Origin of the sequence: Waterburya agarophytonicola KI4 (assembly GCF_020640915.1) — a bacterium.
GTDB lineage: Bacteria > Cyanobacteriota > Cyanobacteriia > Cyanobacteriales > Xenococcaceae > Waterburya > Waterburya agarophytonicola.
On sequence record NZ_JADWDC010000003.1, the window covers coordinates 40,452 to 57,724 of the forward strand.

Sequence of the window (17,273 nt, forward strand, 5' to 3'; positions counted from 1 at the left end):
CTTTATTCTCTCACAATAATTACGGAAGAAGACAATGTCAGCCAAATTATGGAACTAACAAAGTCTACTTCCGCATATCTTTAGAATGTTCGTTATTTTGGTTGTCCTGCGGACTACTTGATAATCTTAGAGACTACACCAGCACCAATAGTACGACCACCTTCGCGAATTGCAAAGCGCATTCCTTGCTCGATCGCAATGGGGTTGATTAGTTCTACATTCATTTTAATGCGATCGCCAGGCATTACCATTTCTACTGCGCTGCCATCATCAGCAGTGTAGTCAGTGATAGTACCAGTCACGTCAGTTGTACGAACGTAAAACTGAGGACGGTAGTTTTTGAAGAAAGGAGTATGACGACCGCCTTCTTCTTTAGTTAGAACGTAAACCTCTCCCTCAAATTCAGTATGAGGAGTGATCGAACCAGGTTTAGCTAAAACCATACCCCGTTCGATATCTTCTTTAGCAATACCACGAAGTAATACGCCGACGTTATCTCCAGCCATACCTTGATCCAAAGTTTTTTGGAACATTTCCACTCCAGTAACAGCTGCAGTACGAGTATCTCTGATGCCTACAATCGCGATAGTTTCGCCTACTTTAACCACACCGCGTTCGATACGACCAGTTGCAACAGTACCACGACCAGTGATGGAAAAGACATCTTCTACTGCCATCAAGAAAGGCTTGTCCACTTCGCGTTCAGGAGTAGGAATATAAGTATCAACTTGTTCCATTAGGGCATGAATTTTATCAACCCAAGGATCGTCACCTTTTTGGGTAGCAGGATTAGCTGCTAGAGCTTCTACTGCTTTTAGGGCAGAACCAGAAACGATAGGAATATCGTCACCAGGGAAATCGTACTCGCTTAACAGTTCGCGAATTTCCAATTCAACCAACTCAAGTAACTCTTCATCATCTACTTGGTCTTCTTTGTTCATGAAGACTACTAGACTAGGAACACCAACTTGTTTAGCCAAGAGGATATGTTCGCGAGTTTGAGGCATGGGACCGTCAGCAGCAGATACTACCAAAATACCGCCGTCCATTTGAGCAGCACCAGTAATCATGTTTTTGACATAATCAGCGTGTCCAGGACAGTCTACGTGAGCGTAGTGACGGTTTTCAGTTTCATATTCTACGTGAGCAGTGTTGATAGTGATCCCACGTGCTTTCTCTTCAGGAGCAGCATCAATATCTTCGTAGTTTCTGGCTTTAGCACCACCCATAGCAGCCAAGGCTAGGGTGATTGCTGCGGTTAAAGTAGTTTTACCGTGGTCTACATGACCTACAGTACCGATGTTAGCGTGTTCTTTATTCCGTTCAAACTTTGCGCGTGCCATTAATTAATTAATTCCTTTATTTAAATTAGTGTGATCCCTTTATTTTTAGCGATGATTGCCTCTGCTTCAGTGCGAGGAACATCGCTATATTCGCTGAACTCCATAGAAAATATACCGCGTCCTTGGGTCTTAGAACGGATATCAGTAGCATAGCCAAACATTTTTGCCAAAGGAACTTGAGCGTCTATTTTTGCTATGCCAGCATCGGAGTTCATTCCTTCTATATTGCCTCGACGAGAGTTCAAGTCTCCGATCACATCTCCTAAGAAATCTTCAGGAACTTCGACTTCAACTTTCATCATCGGTTCTAGAACCACAGGAGAAGCTGCGTTTACAGCCTCTCTAATTGCCATAGAACCTGCAATTTTGAAAGCCATTTCATTGGAGTCTACATCGTGGTACGAACCATCAACTAAAGTAACCTTGATATCTATCAAAGGATATCCTGACAAGATACCAGATTCGCAGGTTTGTTTCACCCCCTGTTCTACAGGAGGAATAAATTCTTTGGGGATCGTGCCACCAACAATTTTAGAAACAAACTCAAATCCCGAGCCAGGTTCGGCGGGTTCGACTTCTAATACGGCATGACCGTATTGACCTTTTCCGCCACTTTGTTTGATGTATTTTCCCTCGCCTTTGCCACTTTTGCGAATTGTTTCGCGATAGGCTACTTGAGGTTTACCCACCGTAGCTTCGACATTAAACTCCCTAAGCATCCTATCGACTAGGATTTCTAGATGGAGTTCTCCCATTCCTGCAATTACAGTCTGATTCGTTTCGGGATTAGTACTAACCTTAAACGTAGGATCTTCATCACTAAGTGCCTCTAGTGCCTTTGATAGCTTTTCTACATCACTTTTTGTTTGAGGCTCAACCGCGACAGAAATTACAGGTTCTGGAACGTATAAAGATTCCAGAATAATGGGGTTCTTGTCATCACAAAGAGTATCTCCTGTAGAGGCTACCTTAAGACCGACTATTGCTCCCAAGTCTCCTGCTCTTAGTTCGTCAACTTCAATGCGATCGTTAGACTTTAAGACTACTAAGCGAGATATTCGTTCTTTCTTTTGCTTGGTGGAATTATAAACATAACTTCCTTTTGCTAAGACTCCTGAATAGACTCGAACAAAAGTTAAGCGACCAAATTTATCCGTGGCAATTTTAAATGCCAAGGCTGAGAATGGCTCTTCATCACTAGAATGTCTAACTGCTTCTTCTCCATTAGGCAATTGTCCAGTAATGGCTGGCACTTCTGTTGGTGCAGGTAAATAATCTACCACTCCGTCCAGCAAGACTTGAACTCCTTTATTTTTGAATGCAGAACCGCACAACATGGGCATAATGGAACCATTAATTGTGCCCTGCCGAATTGCAGCCTTAATTTCTGCTTCTTCAAACTCCTCTTCCATCATAAATTTTTCGAGGAGTGCTTCGTCAGTTTCAGCTACAGATTCAATTAATTTAGTTCTGTATTCTTGAGCCTTGGACAAAAGTTCGCTAGGAATATCCGTTTCTTCTATATTTTTTCCTAAATCATCTTTATAGATAACGGCTTTCATTCTGACAAGATCGACAATTCCCTCAAATTCGCCTTCGTTACCGATAGGAATTTGAATGGGTACTGCATTTGCTTGGAGACGCTCCCTAATCTGCTCGTAGACCTTAAAAAAGTTAGCTCCTGTACGATCCATTTTGTTGACAAAGGCAATTCTAGGTACATTGTATCTATTTGCCTGTCTCCAAACGGTTTCAGACTGAGGTTGCACACCACCAACGGAACAAAACACAGCAATGACTCCATCCAGAACGCGCATCGAGCGTTCTACCTCAATAGTGAAATCTACGTGACCAGGAGTGTCAATGATATTAACTTTGTGATCTTTCCAGCTAGTGCTGATCGCAGCAGCAGTGATGGTAATTCCTCTCTCTTGCTCTTGCTGCATCCAATCCATAGTAGCTGCGCCATCATGAACTTCGCCCATTTTATAGGCAATGCCAGTATAGAAAAGAATGCGTTCGGTTGTTGTTGTTTTGCCCGCGTCTATATGAGCAGCGATACCGATATTTCGTACTCGCTCAAGCGGGATGGTACGTGCCACAAATACCTCCTTGCATTTTGCAGGATGAAATTGCTAAATGTTTACTTTTTTAACACCGTTTATAATTCTATACTTTTATTTAATTTAAAGTATTTTGAGTACAAACACGGCTTTTTATGATAACTATAAATCTATAAAGAGACATAAAATTGCTTCGTTCGAAAAAAAGGATTAATTTAATTCTCTCAATAGTCTTAGTGTCTATTTGGAGTTGACTCTCTTAGTTCTTTCTGAAGCAATTTAGACGCTTGACTATTTTTTAGTAGCGATAATGAGCAAAAGCTTTGTTAGCTTCTGCCATCCTGTGAGTTTCCTCTCTTTTCTTCATTGCCCCGCCAGTTTCATTAGCCGCATCCATGATTTCACTAGCTAACTTTCCTGACATAGTACGACCGCCTCTAGAACGAGCGAATTGAATCAACCAACGTAGAGCTAAAGTTGTACCTCTACCCTGTCTGACTTCCATCGGAACTTGGTATGTTGCTCCACCTACTCGGCGTGCCTTAACTTCCACTAAAGGAGTTAGATTTTTAATTGCTTGTTCAAATACTTCAATTGGCTCGTTACCTGTTCTTTCGCCAATTATAGTCATTGCATCGTAGATGATACGAGAAGCCAGGGACTGCTTTCCACTACGCATGATTCTTCTAATAGTCATGCTAAGTAGACGACTATTATAGACTGGATCTGGAGGAACGGGACGTTTTTTCTTGGTTGAACGACGAGACATTGGATTATTACTTTACTTTTTTAAGGAATATGAAACTTTTGACTTAAACGCTCTCAAGTTTGACTGAGTTTCCACGAATAAGTTTTAACAAACCATGGTTTGCTATTGATTGATAGTGCAGAAACTAAAACTTATTAAATACAATAGTCAAGATCTGCTCGTCAGTAATACATCAAGGTATTACTAAAAAAGTATTTTGAAAAGACTTGGAAGTAATTTTTTATCAAAGGAACTATTCTCTTCTACTATGGCAACTCTTTAGAATCAGAATAGATTTCAGCCGTTAATTTTCTAATGATAAAAGTACAACACAAGATTAGAACGATTATTTAGGACGTTTGGTACCGTATTTAGATCGGCTTTGCGCTCTATCTTTGACCCCAGTTGTGTCCAAAGTACCACGAACTATGTGATATCTAACTCCAGGGAGATCTTTAACTCTTCCTCCGCGAATCAGAACCACTGAGTGTTCTTGTAGGTTGTGTCCAATCCCTGGTATATAAGCGGTAACTTCAAAACCAGAAGTTAAACGTACCCTTGCTACTTTTCTGAGGGCGGAATTAGGTTTTTTGGGAGTGGTAGTATATACCCTAGTACAAACGCCACGACGTTGGGGGCATTCTTTTAGAGCAGGAGATTTGGTTTTCTTGTTAGATTTGGATCTTTCGCTACGAATGAGTTGCTGAATAGTGGGCATAGGTAATGGCTTGTGTGGTTTTAAATCCTCTTCATCTATTAGTTTTTAAACAGGCTAACAGAATAGCAGACAAATTTCGATTGTATGCTATTTTGCTATTATATGTCAATTTTTAGTAAAAAAGACTACAGATTACCCAGGCTGTTTATTTGTTGCCGATCGCCTTGGTGTCAATTGCTTTTAGGCTGGAAAAAGATATTCCGCAACCACAAACGTCTTTGACCAGGGGATTATGAAATCTGAATCCACCTCCCATTAAATCTTCTGCGTAGTCTATCGTTAAATTTTCTAGATATTCCCGACCATCGCGATCGACAATTATATTGATACCATCGATCTCTAATAAGCGATCGCTCGAAGAAGGAAGATTATCTAGATCGCCATCTTGTAAGTGCAATTTATAAAATAAGCCAGAACATCCTCCAAAATTAATGCTTAACTTCAGAAGAAAGTCTGACTGTTGTTGATTGCGCTGGATGCGTCTAATTTCTTGGGCTGCTGAAGAACTTATCTGTAACACGAATGAACCTGTTGCTTTGTCTACGTTAAAATATGCTACAGCAAAAAAATCGAACTTAAAAAATTAAATATGAAAACAGTAATCCTCCCCTGATTATTTGCGGGCATAATCATCGCTAAAACGGATGATATCGTCTTCTCCTAAGTATTGACCGTTTTGCACTTCAATCAAAACTAATTTGATGACTCCAGGATTTTCTAGACGGTGAGTAGTACACTGAGGAACATAGGTAGATTGATTGCTACTTAAAATCATTTCTCGTTCGCCACAGTTAACTTTAGCAGTACCAGAAACTACAATCCAGTGTTCGCTTCTATGGTGATGCATTTGTAAACTAAGGCGATGACCGGGATTTACTTCGATACGTTTAATTTTATATCCCGTACCTTCTTCTAAAGTAGTAAACGAACCCCAGGGACGAATTTCCGTAGGAGCAGCCTTTTTGCCAGCAATCTCCATACCATCAGTTTCCTGCTCGGTTGAAGAAAAAGATTTGGGTTCCAATTTTTTGTTAGTGCTGAACTTGGTTTTTGTAGACTGAGACATAATTGCTAGTTATTGATGGGTAAATAGTGTATGAACTTAATTTACATTATGGAGATAAATTGACCTTTATCTGGTAATGGTTCAAATCAATCTATCCAAAAGATAGCAAACAATTGTAGAAAACTTAAACATACTACCCCTATAGATTGCTACATTTATACAGAATCTTCACAAAATTGAATTGGAATAGTGAAAATATTCAACAGTCTGTAACTCCCGACCAAATTATTGTTGACCAAAACTGTAGTCAATCTAGCTTTTTGTTAGAGTCGGTTCGATTACAATAAAGTGTTAATTAATCATCTATGAAGAAGATGAGAAAAGCGGTGTATCAGCACCATGATTTAGATGTGCTTTAAAACTTAGAGCATTTTTCTAGCTCTCAACATATGGCATTGATAGTCTTAATGATTTTTCATTGGGAGATCGTTTTTATTATTGAAGACGGGTGAGGGGCTAATCAAAGAAGCTAATACTGAGATCTATCACTTTAAGGGAAGCGAGCAAAGCATAAAAGTATATTTGACATCTTTTGTATTTAGCCCGAACAAAAAAGATTAGGTAACAAAAGAATTATTTGTCATTTGATTGCTAAAATATCCGTACTCGAAATGCTTACGGTCAGTTTAACTGTTTTATTTTTTACTTAGCCATGATTCAGCAAAATTATACAATCTGATACCAACAAAATATGATGTTCCTTCAATGGTATTTTAAGAAAATTAATTTACGCCATATACTTTGTAATCGGTACTTATATTTTTCGCTCTAAAACAAACTGGGGATAGCAATAAACAGTTGGAATCTTATCTAGAAAAAATTACTACATTTGTATGAGCAAGTACGAAATGAAATCAAAAAAAATTATAGAAAAAAATACAATTCAATCGGGATTACAACCCAGGTCTGATGATAAACCTTTCGGGGGTCAACGTTGGTTAGTAGAAGAACGGGACGCTTGTGGTGTAGGATTTATTGCTTATCAAGATGGTAGAGAAAGCAATAAAATTGTCGTTCAGGCTCTTAAAGCTCTTGGATGTATGGAGCATCGTGGCGGATGTAGTGCCGATCGCGATTCTGGAGACGGTGCGGGAATTATGACCGCATTACCACAGAAAATTTTTGCTAGCTGGTTTAGTAGTAACAATATTTCTCAGCCAGCAGTAGAAGCTTGGGGCGTAGGGATGGTGTTTTTGCCCCAGGATGCAGACCAAATTGCAGCCGAGAAAAAATTTATTGAAGATACGGTTAGAGCCGAAAATTTAACCGTATTAGGTTGGCGAAAAGTGCCAGTCAAACCAGAGGTATTGGGGGAACAAGCTAGAGCAAATCAGCCTCATATCGAGCAGATTGTGGTTACTTCTCCTGAAGGATTGAGCGGGGATGAACTAGACCGTAAGCTGTATATAGCTAGGTCACGAGTGGGTAAGAAATTAACCGACGATTTTTATATCTGTTCTTTTTCCTGCCGTACTATTGTTTATAAAGGCATGGTGCGATCGGTTATTTTGGGTGAATTTTATCAAGATCTGACTAATCCAGATTTTGAAAGTACCTTTGCGGTTTATCATCGTCGTTTTAGTACTAATACGATGCCTAAATGGCCCTTTGCCCAACCAATGAGGATTTTGGGTCATAACGGCGAAATTAATACTCTTCTGGGTAACATTAACTGGATGAGTAACAGGGAAAAAGAACTAGTTTCTAACTTTAGCGACGCGACCTTACCAGGGTGGACTCATGAAGAAATGGAAGCCTTAACTCCTATTGTGAACAATGACAATAGTGATTCTTACAACTTAGATAGTGCGATGGAATTGCTCGTGCGGACTGGTCGCAGCATCCCCGAAGCAGCGATGATTCTTGTTCCAGAAGCCTATAAAAATCAGCCTGGGTTGCAAGAATATCCTGAAATTGTTGATTTTTATGAATATCACAGCGGTCAACAAGAACCTTGGGATGGTCCTGCACTATTGGTATACAGTGACGGCAAAACTGTCGGTGCATCCCTAGACCGCAACGGTTTGCGCCCTGCTCGTTACACTATTACCAAAGACGGTTATGTGGTAGTAGGCTCGGAAACAGGAGTAGTGGATCTACCCGACGAAGAAGTCGTGGAAAAAGGTAGATTGGGCCCTGGGCAAACCATTGTGGTAGACCTCAAAACTAAAGAAATACTGCGCAACTGGGACGTAAAGCAGCGGGTAGCTCAAGCTAATCCTTATGGGGAATGGGTCAAAGAACATCGTCGAACTGTTGAAGCTCAGGAATTTGGTGCGAAAAATATTTTAAGTACACAGCAATTGCTACAGCGACAAACAGCATTTGGCTATACTGCCGAAGATTTGGAATTGATTATTCAATCGATGGCAATTGATGGAAAAGAGCCTACTTTCTGTATGGGTGATGATATTCCCCTGGCAGTGCTTTCGAATAAACCTAGATTGTTATATGACTACTTCAAACAAAGATTTGCTCAGGTAACAAATCCCGCGATCGATCCTCTGCGAGAAAGCTTGGTCATGTCTTTGTCAATGCAGCTGGGGGCAAAAGGCAATCTTCTCAATCTCAAGCCTGAAGATGCGAGAATGCTTAAGCTAGAGTCGCCCATAATTAATGATGAAGAATTAAGCGCAATCGAGTCTTCTAATTTTAAGACAGAGAAATTATCAACACTCTATAAGATTGAAACTGGTCCTAATGGCTTACGAGACGCGGTAACTAAAATCTGTCAGGCGGCTACTGATGCGGTGAAAGCAGGAGTAGAGATTATTATCCTGAGCGATCGCTCAGAGGATATTGGCACGGAATATAGTTATATTCCTCCTTTGTTGGCTGTGGGAGCAGTTCATCATCACCTGATTCGCCAGGGAATACGTTTGCGTACTTCTTTGGTAGTGGATACGGCGCAATGCTGGAGTACTCATCATTACGCTTGTTTGATTGGTTATGGTGCTTCGGCAGTATGTCCTTACTTAACTTTAGAAAGTGTTCGTCAGTGGTGGAACGATCCGAAGACACAAAGATTGATGGCAAACGAGCGTATTGAAGCTATCAGTTTAGATAAGGCTCAAAGAAACTATCGCCAGTCTATTGAAGCAGGTTTGTTGAAGATTCTTTCTAAAATGGGAATCTCCTTGCTATCTTCCTATCACGGCGCGCAAATTTTTGAAGCACTAGGCTTAGGAGTGGATTTAGTCGATTTAGCCTTTGCTGGTACAACCTCTCGTTTGGGTGGCTTAACTGTTGCTGAATTGGCGCAAGAGGTTATTGCTTTCCATCACAAAGCCTTCCCCGAACTTGAAAGTAAGAAGCTGGAAAACTATGGCTTTGTTAAGTATAAAAAAGGCGGAGAATATCATATGAATTCTCCTGAAATGTCTAAAGCCTTGCATAAAGCAGTAGCTAGCAAAGAATACGACCACTACGAGCTTTATAAGCAACACCTCCAAGAAAGACCTGCAACAGCTTTAAGAGATTTACTAGATTTTAAAAGCGATCGCGAATCTATTTCTATTGACGAAGTAGAATCAGTCGAAAGCATCTTTACTCGCTTCTGTACTGGGGGTATGTCTCTGGGATCTTTATCTAGAGAAGCCCACGAAACTCTAGCTGTAGCCATGAACCGTATTGGCGGTAAGTCCAACTCTGGAGAAGGTGGCGAAGATACCGTTCGCTTTAAAGTGTTAAATGATGTAACAGATGGTAAGTCTCCTACTTTACCTCACTTGAATGGTCTACAAAACGGTGATACTGCCAGTTCGGCAATTAAACAAGTTGCATCGGGACGCTTTGGAGTAACTCCAGAGTACCTCATGAGTGCCAAACAAATTGAGATCAAACTCGCTCAGGGTGCAAAACCAGGAGAAGGAGGACAGCTACCAGGGAAGAAAGTCAGTCCTTACATTGCTTCCTTACGTCGTTCAAAACCAGGAGTAACTTTAATTTCTCCTCCTCCCCATCACGATATCTATTCCATTGAAGATTTAGCGCAGTTAATCTTTGACCTCCATCAAATTAATCCCGCAGCCAAGGTTTCTGTCAAACTAGTAGCAGAAATAGGTATTGGTACAATTGCAGCAGGGGTAGCTAAAGCTAACTCCGACGTGATTCAAATTTCTGGTCACGATGGCGGTACTGGCGCATCGCCTTTAAGTTCGATTAAACACGCTGGTACTCCTTGGGAATTAGGGCTTACCGAGGTACATCGAGTACTATTGCAGAATAAATTGCGCGATCGCGTTTTACTCCGTGCTGATGGTGGTTTAAAAACTGGCTGGGACGTAATTATGGCTGCCCTAATGGGTGCCGAAGAATATGGCTTCGGTTCGATCGCCATGATTGCCGAAGGCTGCATTATGGCTCGTGTCTGTCACATGAATACTTGTCCTGTGGGGGTTGCAACCCAGCAACAGCATTTGAGAGATCGCTTTAAGGGTGTTCCTGAAAATGTAGTGAACTTCTTTTTCTTTGTGGCAGAGGAAGTAAGACAGTTATTAGCTAAATTAGGCTATCGCAGTTTAAATGAAATTATCGGACGTGCTGACTTATTGGTGCAAAACTCTGAGGCTCATATTGCTAAAACTAGCGGTTTAGATTTAAGCTGCTTGATCGACTTGCCTAACGTTAAAGAAGATCGCAGTTGGTTAGAACATGGTGATGTTCACACCAATGATAATGTTATAGATGATGAAATATTAGCCGATCCTAATATTGCTGGTGCGATCGCCAATCAAGGCACGGTGGCTAAAGATATCCGCATTATTAATACAGATCGCAGTGTCGGTGGCAGAATATCGGGTGCGATCGCTTCGGAATACGGCAACAGTGGTTTTGAAGGAGAACTTACTTTAATATTCAAAGGTTCGGCTGGTCAAAGCTTTGGCGCATTTAACTTGCCAGGAATGAAAATGATTATTTCTGGGGAAGCAAACGACTACGTAGGTAAAGGAATGCACGGTGGCGAAATCATTATTTCCCCTAGCACTAAATCTACCTATGACGCAGCTACTAACGTGATTATTGGTAATACTTGCTTGTATGGTGCGACTGGTGGCGCACTATATGCCAACGGACGGGCTGGTGAAAGATTTGCCGTCCGTAACTCCATGGGTAAAGCCGTTATTGAAGGGGCTGGCGATCACTGTTGCGAATATATGACAGGGGGTTTAGTTGTCGTTTTGGGTGAAGTTGGTCGCAATGTAGGTGCTGGTATGACAGGCGGTTTGGGCTATTTCCTCGATGAAAATGGTACTTTTGCCAGCAAAGTTAACCCTGAGATTGTCAAAATCCAAAGAGTTGTTTCTGAGGCTGGTGCAAACCAACTTAAAGAAATGATTCAACAACACGTAGCTAAAACAGGCAGTGCCAAAGGAAAAGCAATTCTCGCAGACTGGGATAACTATCTAGGTCAATTCTGGCAGGTAGTACCACCTTCGGAAGCAGATCGACCAGAAGCAGGTGCAGAAGAATCTAAAACCCTGACCTCTGTTTAATTTCTAGTTGATTTTGATTAAGGCGATCGCTTTTTTTGTAAGGCGATCGTTTTTTTAGTTTTCACGCAAAGGCGCAAAGACGCAGAGTAAAAATACAAAGAATAGGATTGTAAAAAGCCGATCGCTATTTTCTTTTAAGATAATATATTGTATGAAATATGAATAAGTTAAAAAAAATGGATTTGTATGAGCTTTTTGATTTGTTAGAGGAGTATTTAGAATTTATAAATAGCGATCGGGATATATCGAGATAAGAAGTAAATAATGACAAATTGTATTCGTTTTATTGATTTGTTTGCTGGTATTGGAGGAATGAGACAAGGATTAGAAAAAGCTTGTCTAAGTTTGAGAGTTTCTTCAAAATGTGTGTTTACTTCAGAGATTAAGAAGCACGCGATCGCAACATATCAGGAAAATTTTCAAGATAATAATATTCATGGAAATATAACTAAAATATCTACCAAAGAAATTCCCGATCACGATATTCTTTTGGCTGGATTTCCTTGTCAACCATTTAGTAGTGCAGGAACAAGACAAGGTTTTCTTGATACTAGAGGAACACTATTTTTTGAAATCGAAAGAATATTGGAAGCTAAACAACCATTTGGGTTTTTACTAGAAAATGTTGAAGGATTAGTAAAACACGATAAAGGAAGAACTTTAGCAACGATTATTTCTAAATTAGAACAACTCAATTATGAAGTAAGTTGGAAAGTTATTAATGCTCAAGATTTTAGTATTCCTCAAGATAGAAAGAGAATTTACATTGTAGGAAATAAAAAGCATCCTGTTTCCTTGAATTTTTTCAAACAAGAAACTGCTACTTTAAAAGATATTTTTGAAACAAACAAAGAAGTATTAAAAACCGAGCTTACTACTAAAATTCTAGCTAATTATTCTATTGCGGATTTATACGGAAAAGCTATCAAAGATAAAAGAGGTGGTAAAGATAATATACATAGCTGGGATATTGAATTAAAAGGAGAAGTAAGTAAATCTCAAAAAATACTTTTAAATCAGCTTTTAAAAGAACGAAGACGAAAAATATGGGCAGAAAAAAAGGGTATAAAATGGATGGATGGAATGCCTTTAACCATAAAAGAAATACTAATTTTTTACAATTCCTCTAATTTATTTGAATCGAACAACTTGCAAACTATGTTAGACGATCTAGTAAATAAAGGATATCTTAAATTTGAGCATCCTAAAGATTTAGTAGAGTGCGTTAATAGTAACGGCAAAGTTATAAAAAGAAGAGAATATAGAGAAGATTTACCTAAAGGATACAATATTATTGTTGGTAAACTTAGTTTTGATATCAGCAAGATTCTCGATCCTAATGGTTTTGCTCCAACTCTTGTAGCGACTGATATGAATAAGCTAGCTGTTGTGGATGGAGAAGGTTTAAGAAAACTAACAATCAGAGAAGGTTTAAGACTGTTTGGATTTCCAGAGGAATATCAAATTAATTTGCCAGTAGCTAAAGCATTCGATCTATTAGGTAATACTGTAGTTGTTCCTATCGTTGAAGAAATATCTAAGAGAATTATTATCCAAAAGTTGATTGCAACACCAAATCAAAACTATAATCTTTGTCCTGTATAAGATAAGTAGTTTTGCTCAACTTGCTCTAACCAATTTTCATTTGAAACTTGAGTTTTAGAATATTTCATTAAAGTTTGATATAAAGCTTCAACAAAATCTAATCTGTTAATAAAAGGCTTAAATTTTGCCTTGCTGGAATACCATGAAATTGGTCTTATATTATAGACAACATCTTTTTTAATTTGGCATTTAATCGGATATTTATCTGAACTACCAGTAATTTCCCATATTTTTTTACACCATCAGTAATTTTCTTTTGGAGTAAAAGATTGTAAATTTGCTTGGCATTCAAAAACATGAGGACAACTGAAGTGATTTTGAACTACTCTTTAATAACTCACTCTTGAAAGATATGCACCTAAGTTGTAGTTACCTTCTAAATTACACATCGTAAAACTATTGGTACTATAGTGCATCCTTTATCGATCTGGCAGATAAAAATTTTTCAACTATAAAAAAAGAGATGCTTAATTTAAACATCTCCATCAAAAAATAAATTAATTAGTGTTAATCAATTATTAATTAGATATACCAAAACAAATAAAACTAGCCAAATTACATCGACAAAGTGCCAATAAATTTCTGCTGCTTCTACACCAAAGTGGCTACTAGCAGAATAGTGTCCCTCTTCGCGCGATCGCCATAATACACACAGAATTAATAAAACCCCCGTCAATACGTGCAAACCGTGAAACCCAGTTAAAACATAAAAACAACTGGCTAGCAGGTTAGTAGTCAAACCAAATTCAGCATGGGAATATTCATAAACCTGACCAGCTAGGAAGACTGCACCCATTGCTGCGGTAATACCAAAATACTTTTGTAAGCCGCCTACGTCATTTTGTTTAAGAGATTTTTGTCCTTCGTGCATCACAAAGCTACTAGCTACCAGAATTGCTGTGTTAATAATTGGGATTAACAATTCAAATTCAGGCATCCCTTCTGGAGGCCATACAGGCATGATTGCACGATAAATGAGCAATGCAGCAAAGAAACCAATGAAGGTCATACTATCGGAAATCAGAAAGATGTATAGTCCTACCATCCGAAAATCGGGGTGTTCGTGGTGTCCGTGTCCCTGTTCGGCTTCTTGTTCTGAAGCAATTGCAATTTGTGATTTGTTATCTACGGTTGAACCTTGCATATTAAATCAATTCTTTTTTTGATTAATTGGTTTGAATAATTATTCATTGGTAGAGACATTTTATGAAATATCTCTACTTGTTTTCTATTGACTTTCAGAGGTTACTGCTGCCAACATATCTTCGACATCTTCATCGCCATCAATACTTTCCGTATCAATACCATAATCATATGGTCCTGCCCATAAAACAGGTTCTTCTTCAAAGTTTTCGATAATTGGGGGAGAAGCAGTTTGCCATTCTAGAGTTAAAGCACGCCAAGGATTGCGACCAGCTTTTTCTCCTTTGTACAAACTCCAAATAATATTGATAATGAAAGGAAAGGTAGATAATGCCAGAATATATGAACCCACAGTACAAACCATATTGAGGAATTGAAACTGAGGATCGTAAAGGGCAATACGACGATTCATACCCTGCAAGCCTAATTGGTGCATAGGAAGGAAAGTAATATTGAAACCAATAAAGGTCATGACAAAGTGAATTTGTCCCAAGGTTTCATTGACCATGCGTCCTGTCATCTTCGGAAACCAGTGATAGACGGCAGCAAATAAACCAAATACCGAACCACCAAAAAGGACGTAGTGAAAGTGAGCCACAATAAAGTAGGTGTCGTGGACGTGGATGTCAAAAGGCACTGATGCCAACATAACCCCACTCAAACCACCAATTAAAAAAGAAGAAAGGAAACCAACGGCAAAGATAAAGGCACTGTTGAGGCTTAGTTTTCCGCCCCAAATAGTAGCACACCAGCTAAATACCTTGATTCCTGTCGGCACGGCAATAATCATCGTGGTTGCCATGAAGAACATCCGCAACCAGCCAGGAGTACCACTAGAGAACATATGGTGCGCCCAGACAATTAAGCCCAAGAAACTAATTGCCAAACTAGAATAGGCGATCGCTCTATAACCAAAGATGGGTTTGCGGGCATGAACGGGTAAAATCTCTGAAATTGCGCCAAAGAATGGCAAAATCATAATGTACACCGCTGGATGAGAATAGAACCAGAACATATGCTGGTACACAATCGGATCTCCTCCCCCCGCAGGATTAAAAAATGCCGTTCCTGCAATTAAGTCAAAGGACAGTAAAATCAATGCTGCCCCCAATACAGGAGTACCAATAATAATTAATCCTGAAGTAGCCAACATCGACCAGCAAAACAAGGGCATACTATGGATATCCATGTCGGGCATCCGCATTAGTAAGATGGTAGTGACAAAGTTAAATGCCCCCAACATCGAAGAAGTACCCAGAATTAAAATACTGAGAATCCAAATTTCTTCCCCAGATTTACCACTAACCAAACTCAAAGGTGGATAGGAAGTCCAGCCAGCTTGAGGCGCGCCATTAAAGAAGCTACTCATCAGTAAGATCCCACCAGGGGGAATCATCCAAAAAGCGACCCCATTCAGACGGGGAAACGCCATATCTTCTGCCCCAATCATCAGGGGAATTAGATAATTGGCAAAGGCTGCACCAGCGGGAATAATCCACAGAAACAACATAATTGTTCCGTGCATGGTCAAAAGCTGATTATAGAATTCTGGTTGAACAAAATCAGGATCGGGTGTGGAAAGTTCGGTACGCATGACTTCAGCCAATGCGCCACCAATAAAATAGAAAAAGAAAGCAGTAACTAAGTATTGAATACCAATTACTTTGTGGTCGGTACTAAAGCCAAAGTATTCGTACCACTTCCTTTGGGGATGTTCGTTTTGCTCTGGTGGTGGTGGTGAAATCGGAGCATTTCTTTCTAGTGTTGTACTCATTTATTATGCAATCTAGGGGTCTGATTTATCTGTTTTGAGAGCTATCAGCTATTAGTTATCAGCTATTAGCTTTTTGATCAATTATGTCTGTCTGTAGTAGGTTAAGTAGCAAGCTACTTTTAATTTTATTTACTACTTAACTACTTAACCAAAGCGATGTTATGGTTTCAACTGTGCCAAAGTATCGGCATCTACTCCCATATCTTGAGCATAGGGTTCTAAAAATTCGGTATCAGAATTAGATACTGGATTCATCGCCACAGACTCACCACTTTCTTTCATGGCAAAAGTATTATCCTGGATCCATTGGGCATATTCTTCTTCAGTCTGGACATAAAGCTGGGTTTTCATTCCGCCATGATATGCCCCGCATAATTCCGCACAAATTACGGGATATTGTCCGACTTGGTTGGCAGTAAAGACTAAATTAGTTTCTCTGCCAGGAATTACGTCCTGTTTAATCCGAAACTCAGGCAACCAAAAGGCGTGAATTACGTCTCCGGCAGTCATGTTCAACGCTACGGGACGATTTACAGGTACGTGAATTTCTCCAGAAATTACCCCGCTTTCGGGATAGGTAAATACCCAAGCATATTGAATGCCATTAACCTTTATTTCTAAAGGATTTATGCCTTGTTGGGATTCTGGTGAAATACCTAAGCCCAAAGCGATATTTTGTTGGCTGGTATCTAGGGCAACTAACTCAGAATGATGATGGGAGTGAGCCATCATTTGAGGGCCAGGATCTCCTGCTGCCATGGGATCTAATCCTCCCATACGGTTATAGATCTCAAAACTATAGATGGAAAGAATAAAGACTATCACCGTAGGTATAGCAGTCCAAACTATTTCTAAGGGGACATTACCTTCTATGGGAGGCCCATCGGTAGTATCGCCTTTTTGGCGACGAAATTTGAACAAGGAGTAGACTAAAACCCCTTCTACAAGAAGAAATAGACCCGTAGCAATGGTCATCATAAAGTTAAATAATTCGTCTACTTCTCCCGCATCATTAGATGCTGCCATGGGAAGTAGTCCATGATTTTGCCCATACCATAAGCTGATTAGGGTCATCGCGACTCCTGCGATGAGAGTGATTATGTTACCAGGAATATTCACGTTGATAAATTGAGGGGTAGTGTTTTCTAAATCAGTGCTAGCTGATTTTGTTTAATTTCTGACTGTTTACAATTTATTGCTTTCTAAGAGGAATTGTTGATGGTATTAATACTAAAATTTCAGCTACAAAAATATATTTCTGTCTACCTATAAGGGTAGATCGAATTGCCATCAAATAAACAAAGGTCGGGGCAAATTA

The 17,273-nt window shown here is 39.6% G+C and carries 12 protein-coding genes; 2 read left to right on the forward strand and 10 right to left on the reverse strand.

Annotated features, from left to right (window positions below; genetic code table 11):
* Window positions 1-113 precede the first annotated feature (113 nt).
* The 6 genes from tuf to I4641_RS01800 form a co-directional block, all read right to left on the reverse strand.
* Complete coding sequence (gene tuf / locus I4641_RS01775; protein WP_229638706.1) at window positions 114-1,343, reverse strand: elongation factor Tu; 1,230 nt, start codon at window positions 1,341-1,343, stop codon at window positions 114-116.
* Between the two features lie 20 nt (window positions 1,344-1,363).
* Entirely contained in the window at window positions 1,364-3,445 is a 2,082-nt protein-coding gene (gene fusA / locus I4641_RS01780; RefSeq protein ID WP_229638707.1) for an elongation factor G, read from the reverse strand.
* A gap of 259 nt (window positions 3,446-3,704) precedes the next feature.
* A complete protein-coding gene (rpsG, locus tag I4641_RS01785) occupies window positions 3,705-4,175 on the reverse strand; it encodes a 30S ribosomal protein S7 (RefSeq protein ID WP_229638708.1) in 471 nt (156 codons plus the stop codon).
* Between the two features lie 325 nt (window positions 4,176-4,500).
* Complete coding sequence (rpsL, locus tag I4641_RS01790) at window positions 4,501-4,872, reverse strand: 30S ribosomal protein S12 (RefSeq protein ID WP_229638709.1); 372 nt, start codon at window positions 4,870-4,872, stop codon at window positions 4,501-4,503.
* Window positions 4,873-5,017: 145 nt separating this feature from the next.
* Entirely contained in the window at window positions 5,018-5,392 is a 375-nt protein-coding gene (locus tag I4641_RS01795) for a HesB/IscA family protein (protein WP_229638710.1), read from the reverse strand.
* A gap of 93 nt (window positions 5,393-5,485) precedes the next feature.
* Window positions 5,486-5,851, reverse strand: coding sequence for a cupin domain-containing protein (locus tag I4641_RS01800; RefSeq protein WP_229638802.1), 366 nt, complete (start codon window positions 5,849-5,851; stop codon window positions 5,486-5,488).
* A gap of 935 nt (window positions 5,852-6,786) precedes the next feature.
* Between I4641_RS01800 and gltB the strand changes: the two genes are divergently transcribed.
* Window positions 6,787-11,433 carry a glutamate synthase large subunit gene (gene gltB, locus I4641_RS01805; RefSeq protein ID WP_229638711.1) on the forward strand — a complete coding sequence of 1,549 codons (4,647 nt, stop codon included), beginning with the start codon at window positions 6,787-6,789 and terminating at the stop codon, window positions 11,431-11,433.
* A gap of 264 nt (window positions 11,434-11,697) precedes the next feature.
* Window positions 11,698-13,038 (forward strand): DNA (cytosine-5-)-methyltransferase, encoded by a 1,341-nt coding sequence (gene dcm, locus I4641_RS01810; protein ID WP_229638712.1) that lies wholly within the window; start codon window positions 11,698-11,700, stop codon window positions 13,036-13,038.
* Here dcm and I4641_RS24070 read toward each other — a convergent pair.
* The 4 genes from I4641_RS24070 to I4641_RS01825 form a co-directional block, all read right to left on the reverse strand.
* Window positions 13,017-13,268: an NgoBV family restriction endonuclease gene (locus I4641_RS24070; protein WP_369426706.1), complete on the reverse strand. Its 252-nt coding sequence runs from the start codon at window positions 13,266-13,268 to the stop codon at window positions 13,017-13,019. The two genes, dcm and I4641_RS24070, sit on opposite strands and share 22 nt — an antisense overlap.
* 281 nt (window positions 13,269-13,549) lie before the next feature.
* A complete protein-coding gene (locus tag I4641_RS01815; protein WP_229638713.1) occupies window positions 13,550-14,182 on the reverse strand; it encodes a cytochrome c oxidase subunit 3 in 633 nt (210 codons plus the stop codon).
* Window positions 14,183-14,266: 84 nt separating this feature from the next.
* Window positions 14,267-15,955 carry a cytochrome c oxidase subunit I gene (gene ctaD, locus I4641_RS01820; RefSeq protein WP_229638714.1) on the reverse strand — a complete coding sequence of 563 codons (1,689 nt, stop codon included), beginning with the start codon at window positions 15,953-15,955 and terminating at the stop codon, window positions 14,267-14,269.
* Between the two features lie 159 nt (window positions 15,956-16,114).
* On the reverse strand, window positions 16,115-17,074 hold the full coding sequence (locus I4641_RS01825) for a cytochrome c oxidase subunit II (RefSeq protein ID WP_229638715.1): 960 nt from the start codon (window positions 17,072-17,074) through the stop codon (window positions 16,115-16,117).
* Window positions 17,075-17,273: the final 199 nt, after the last annotated feature.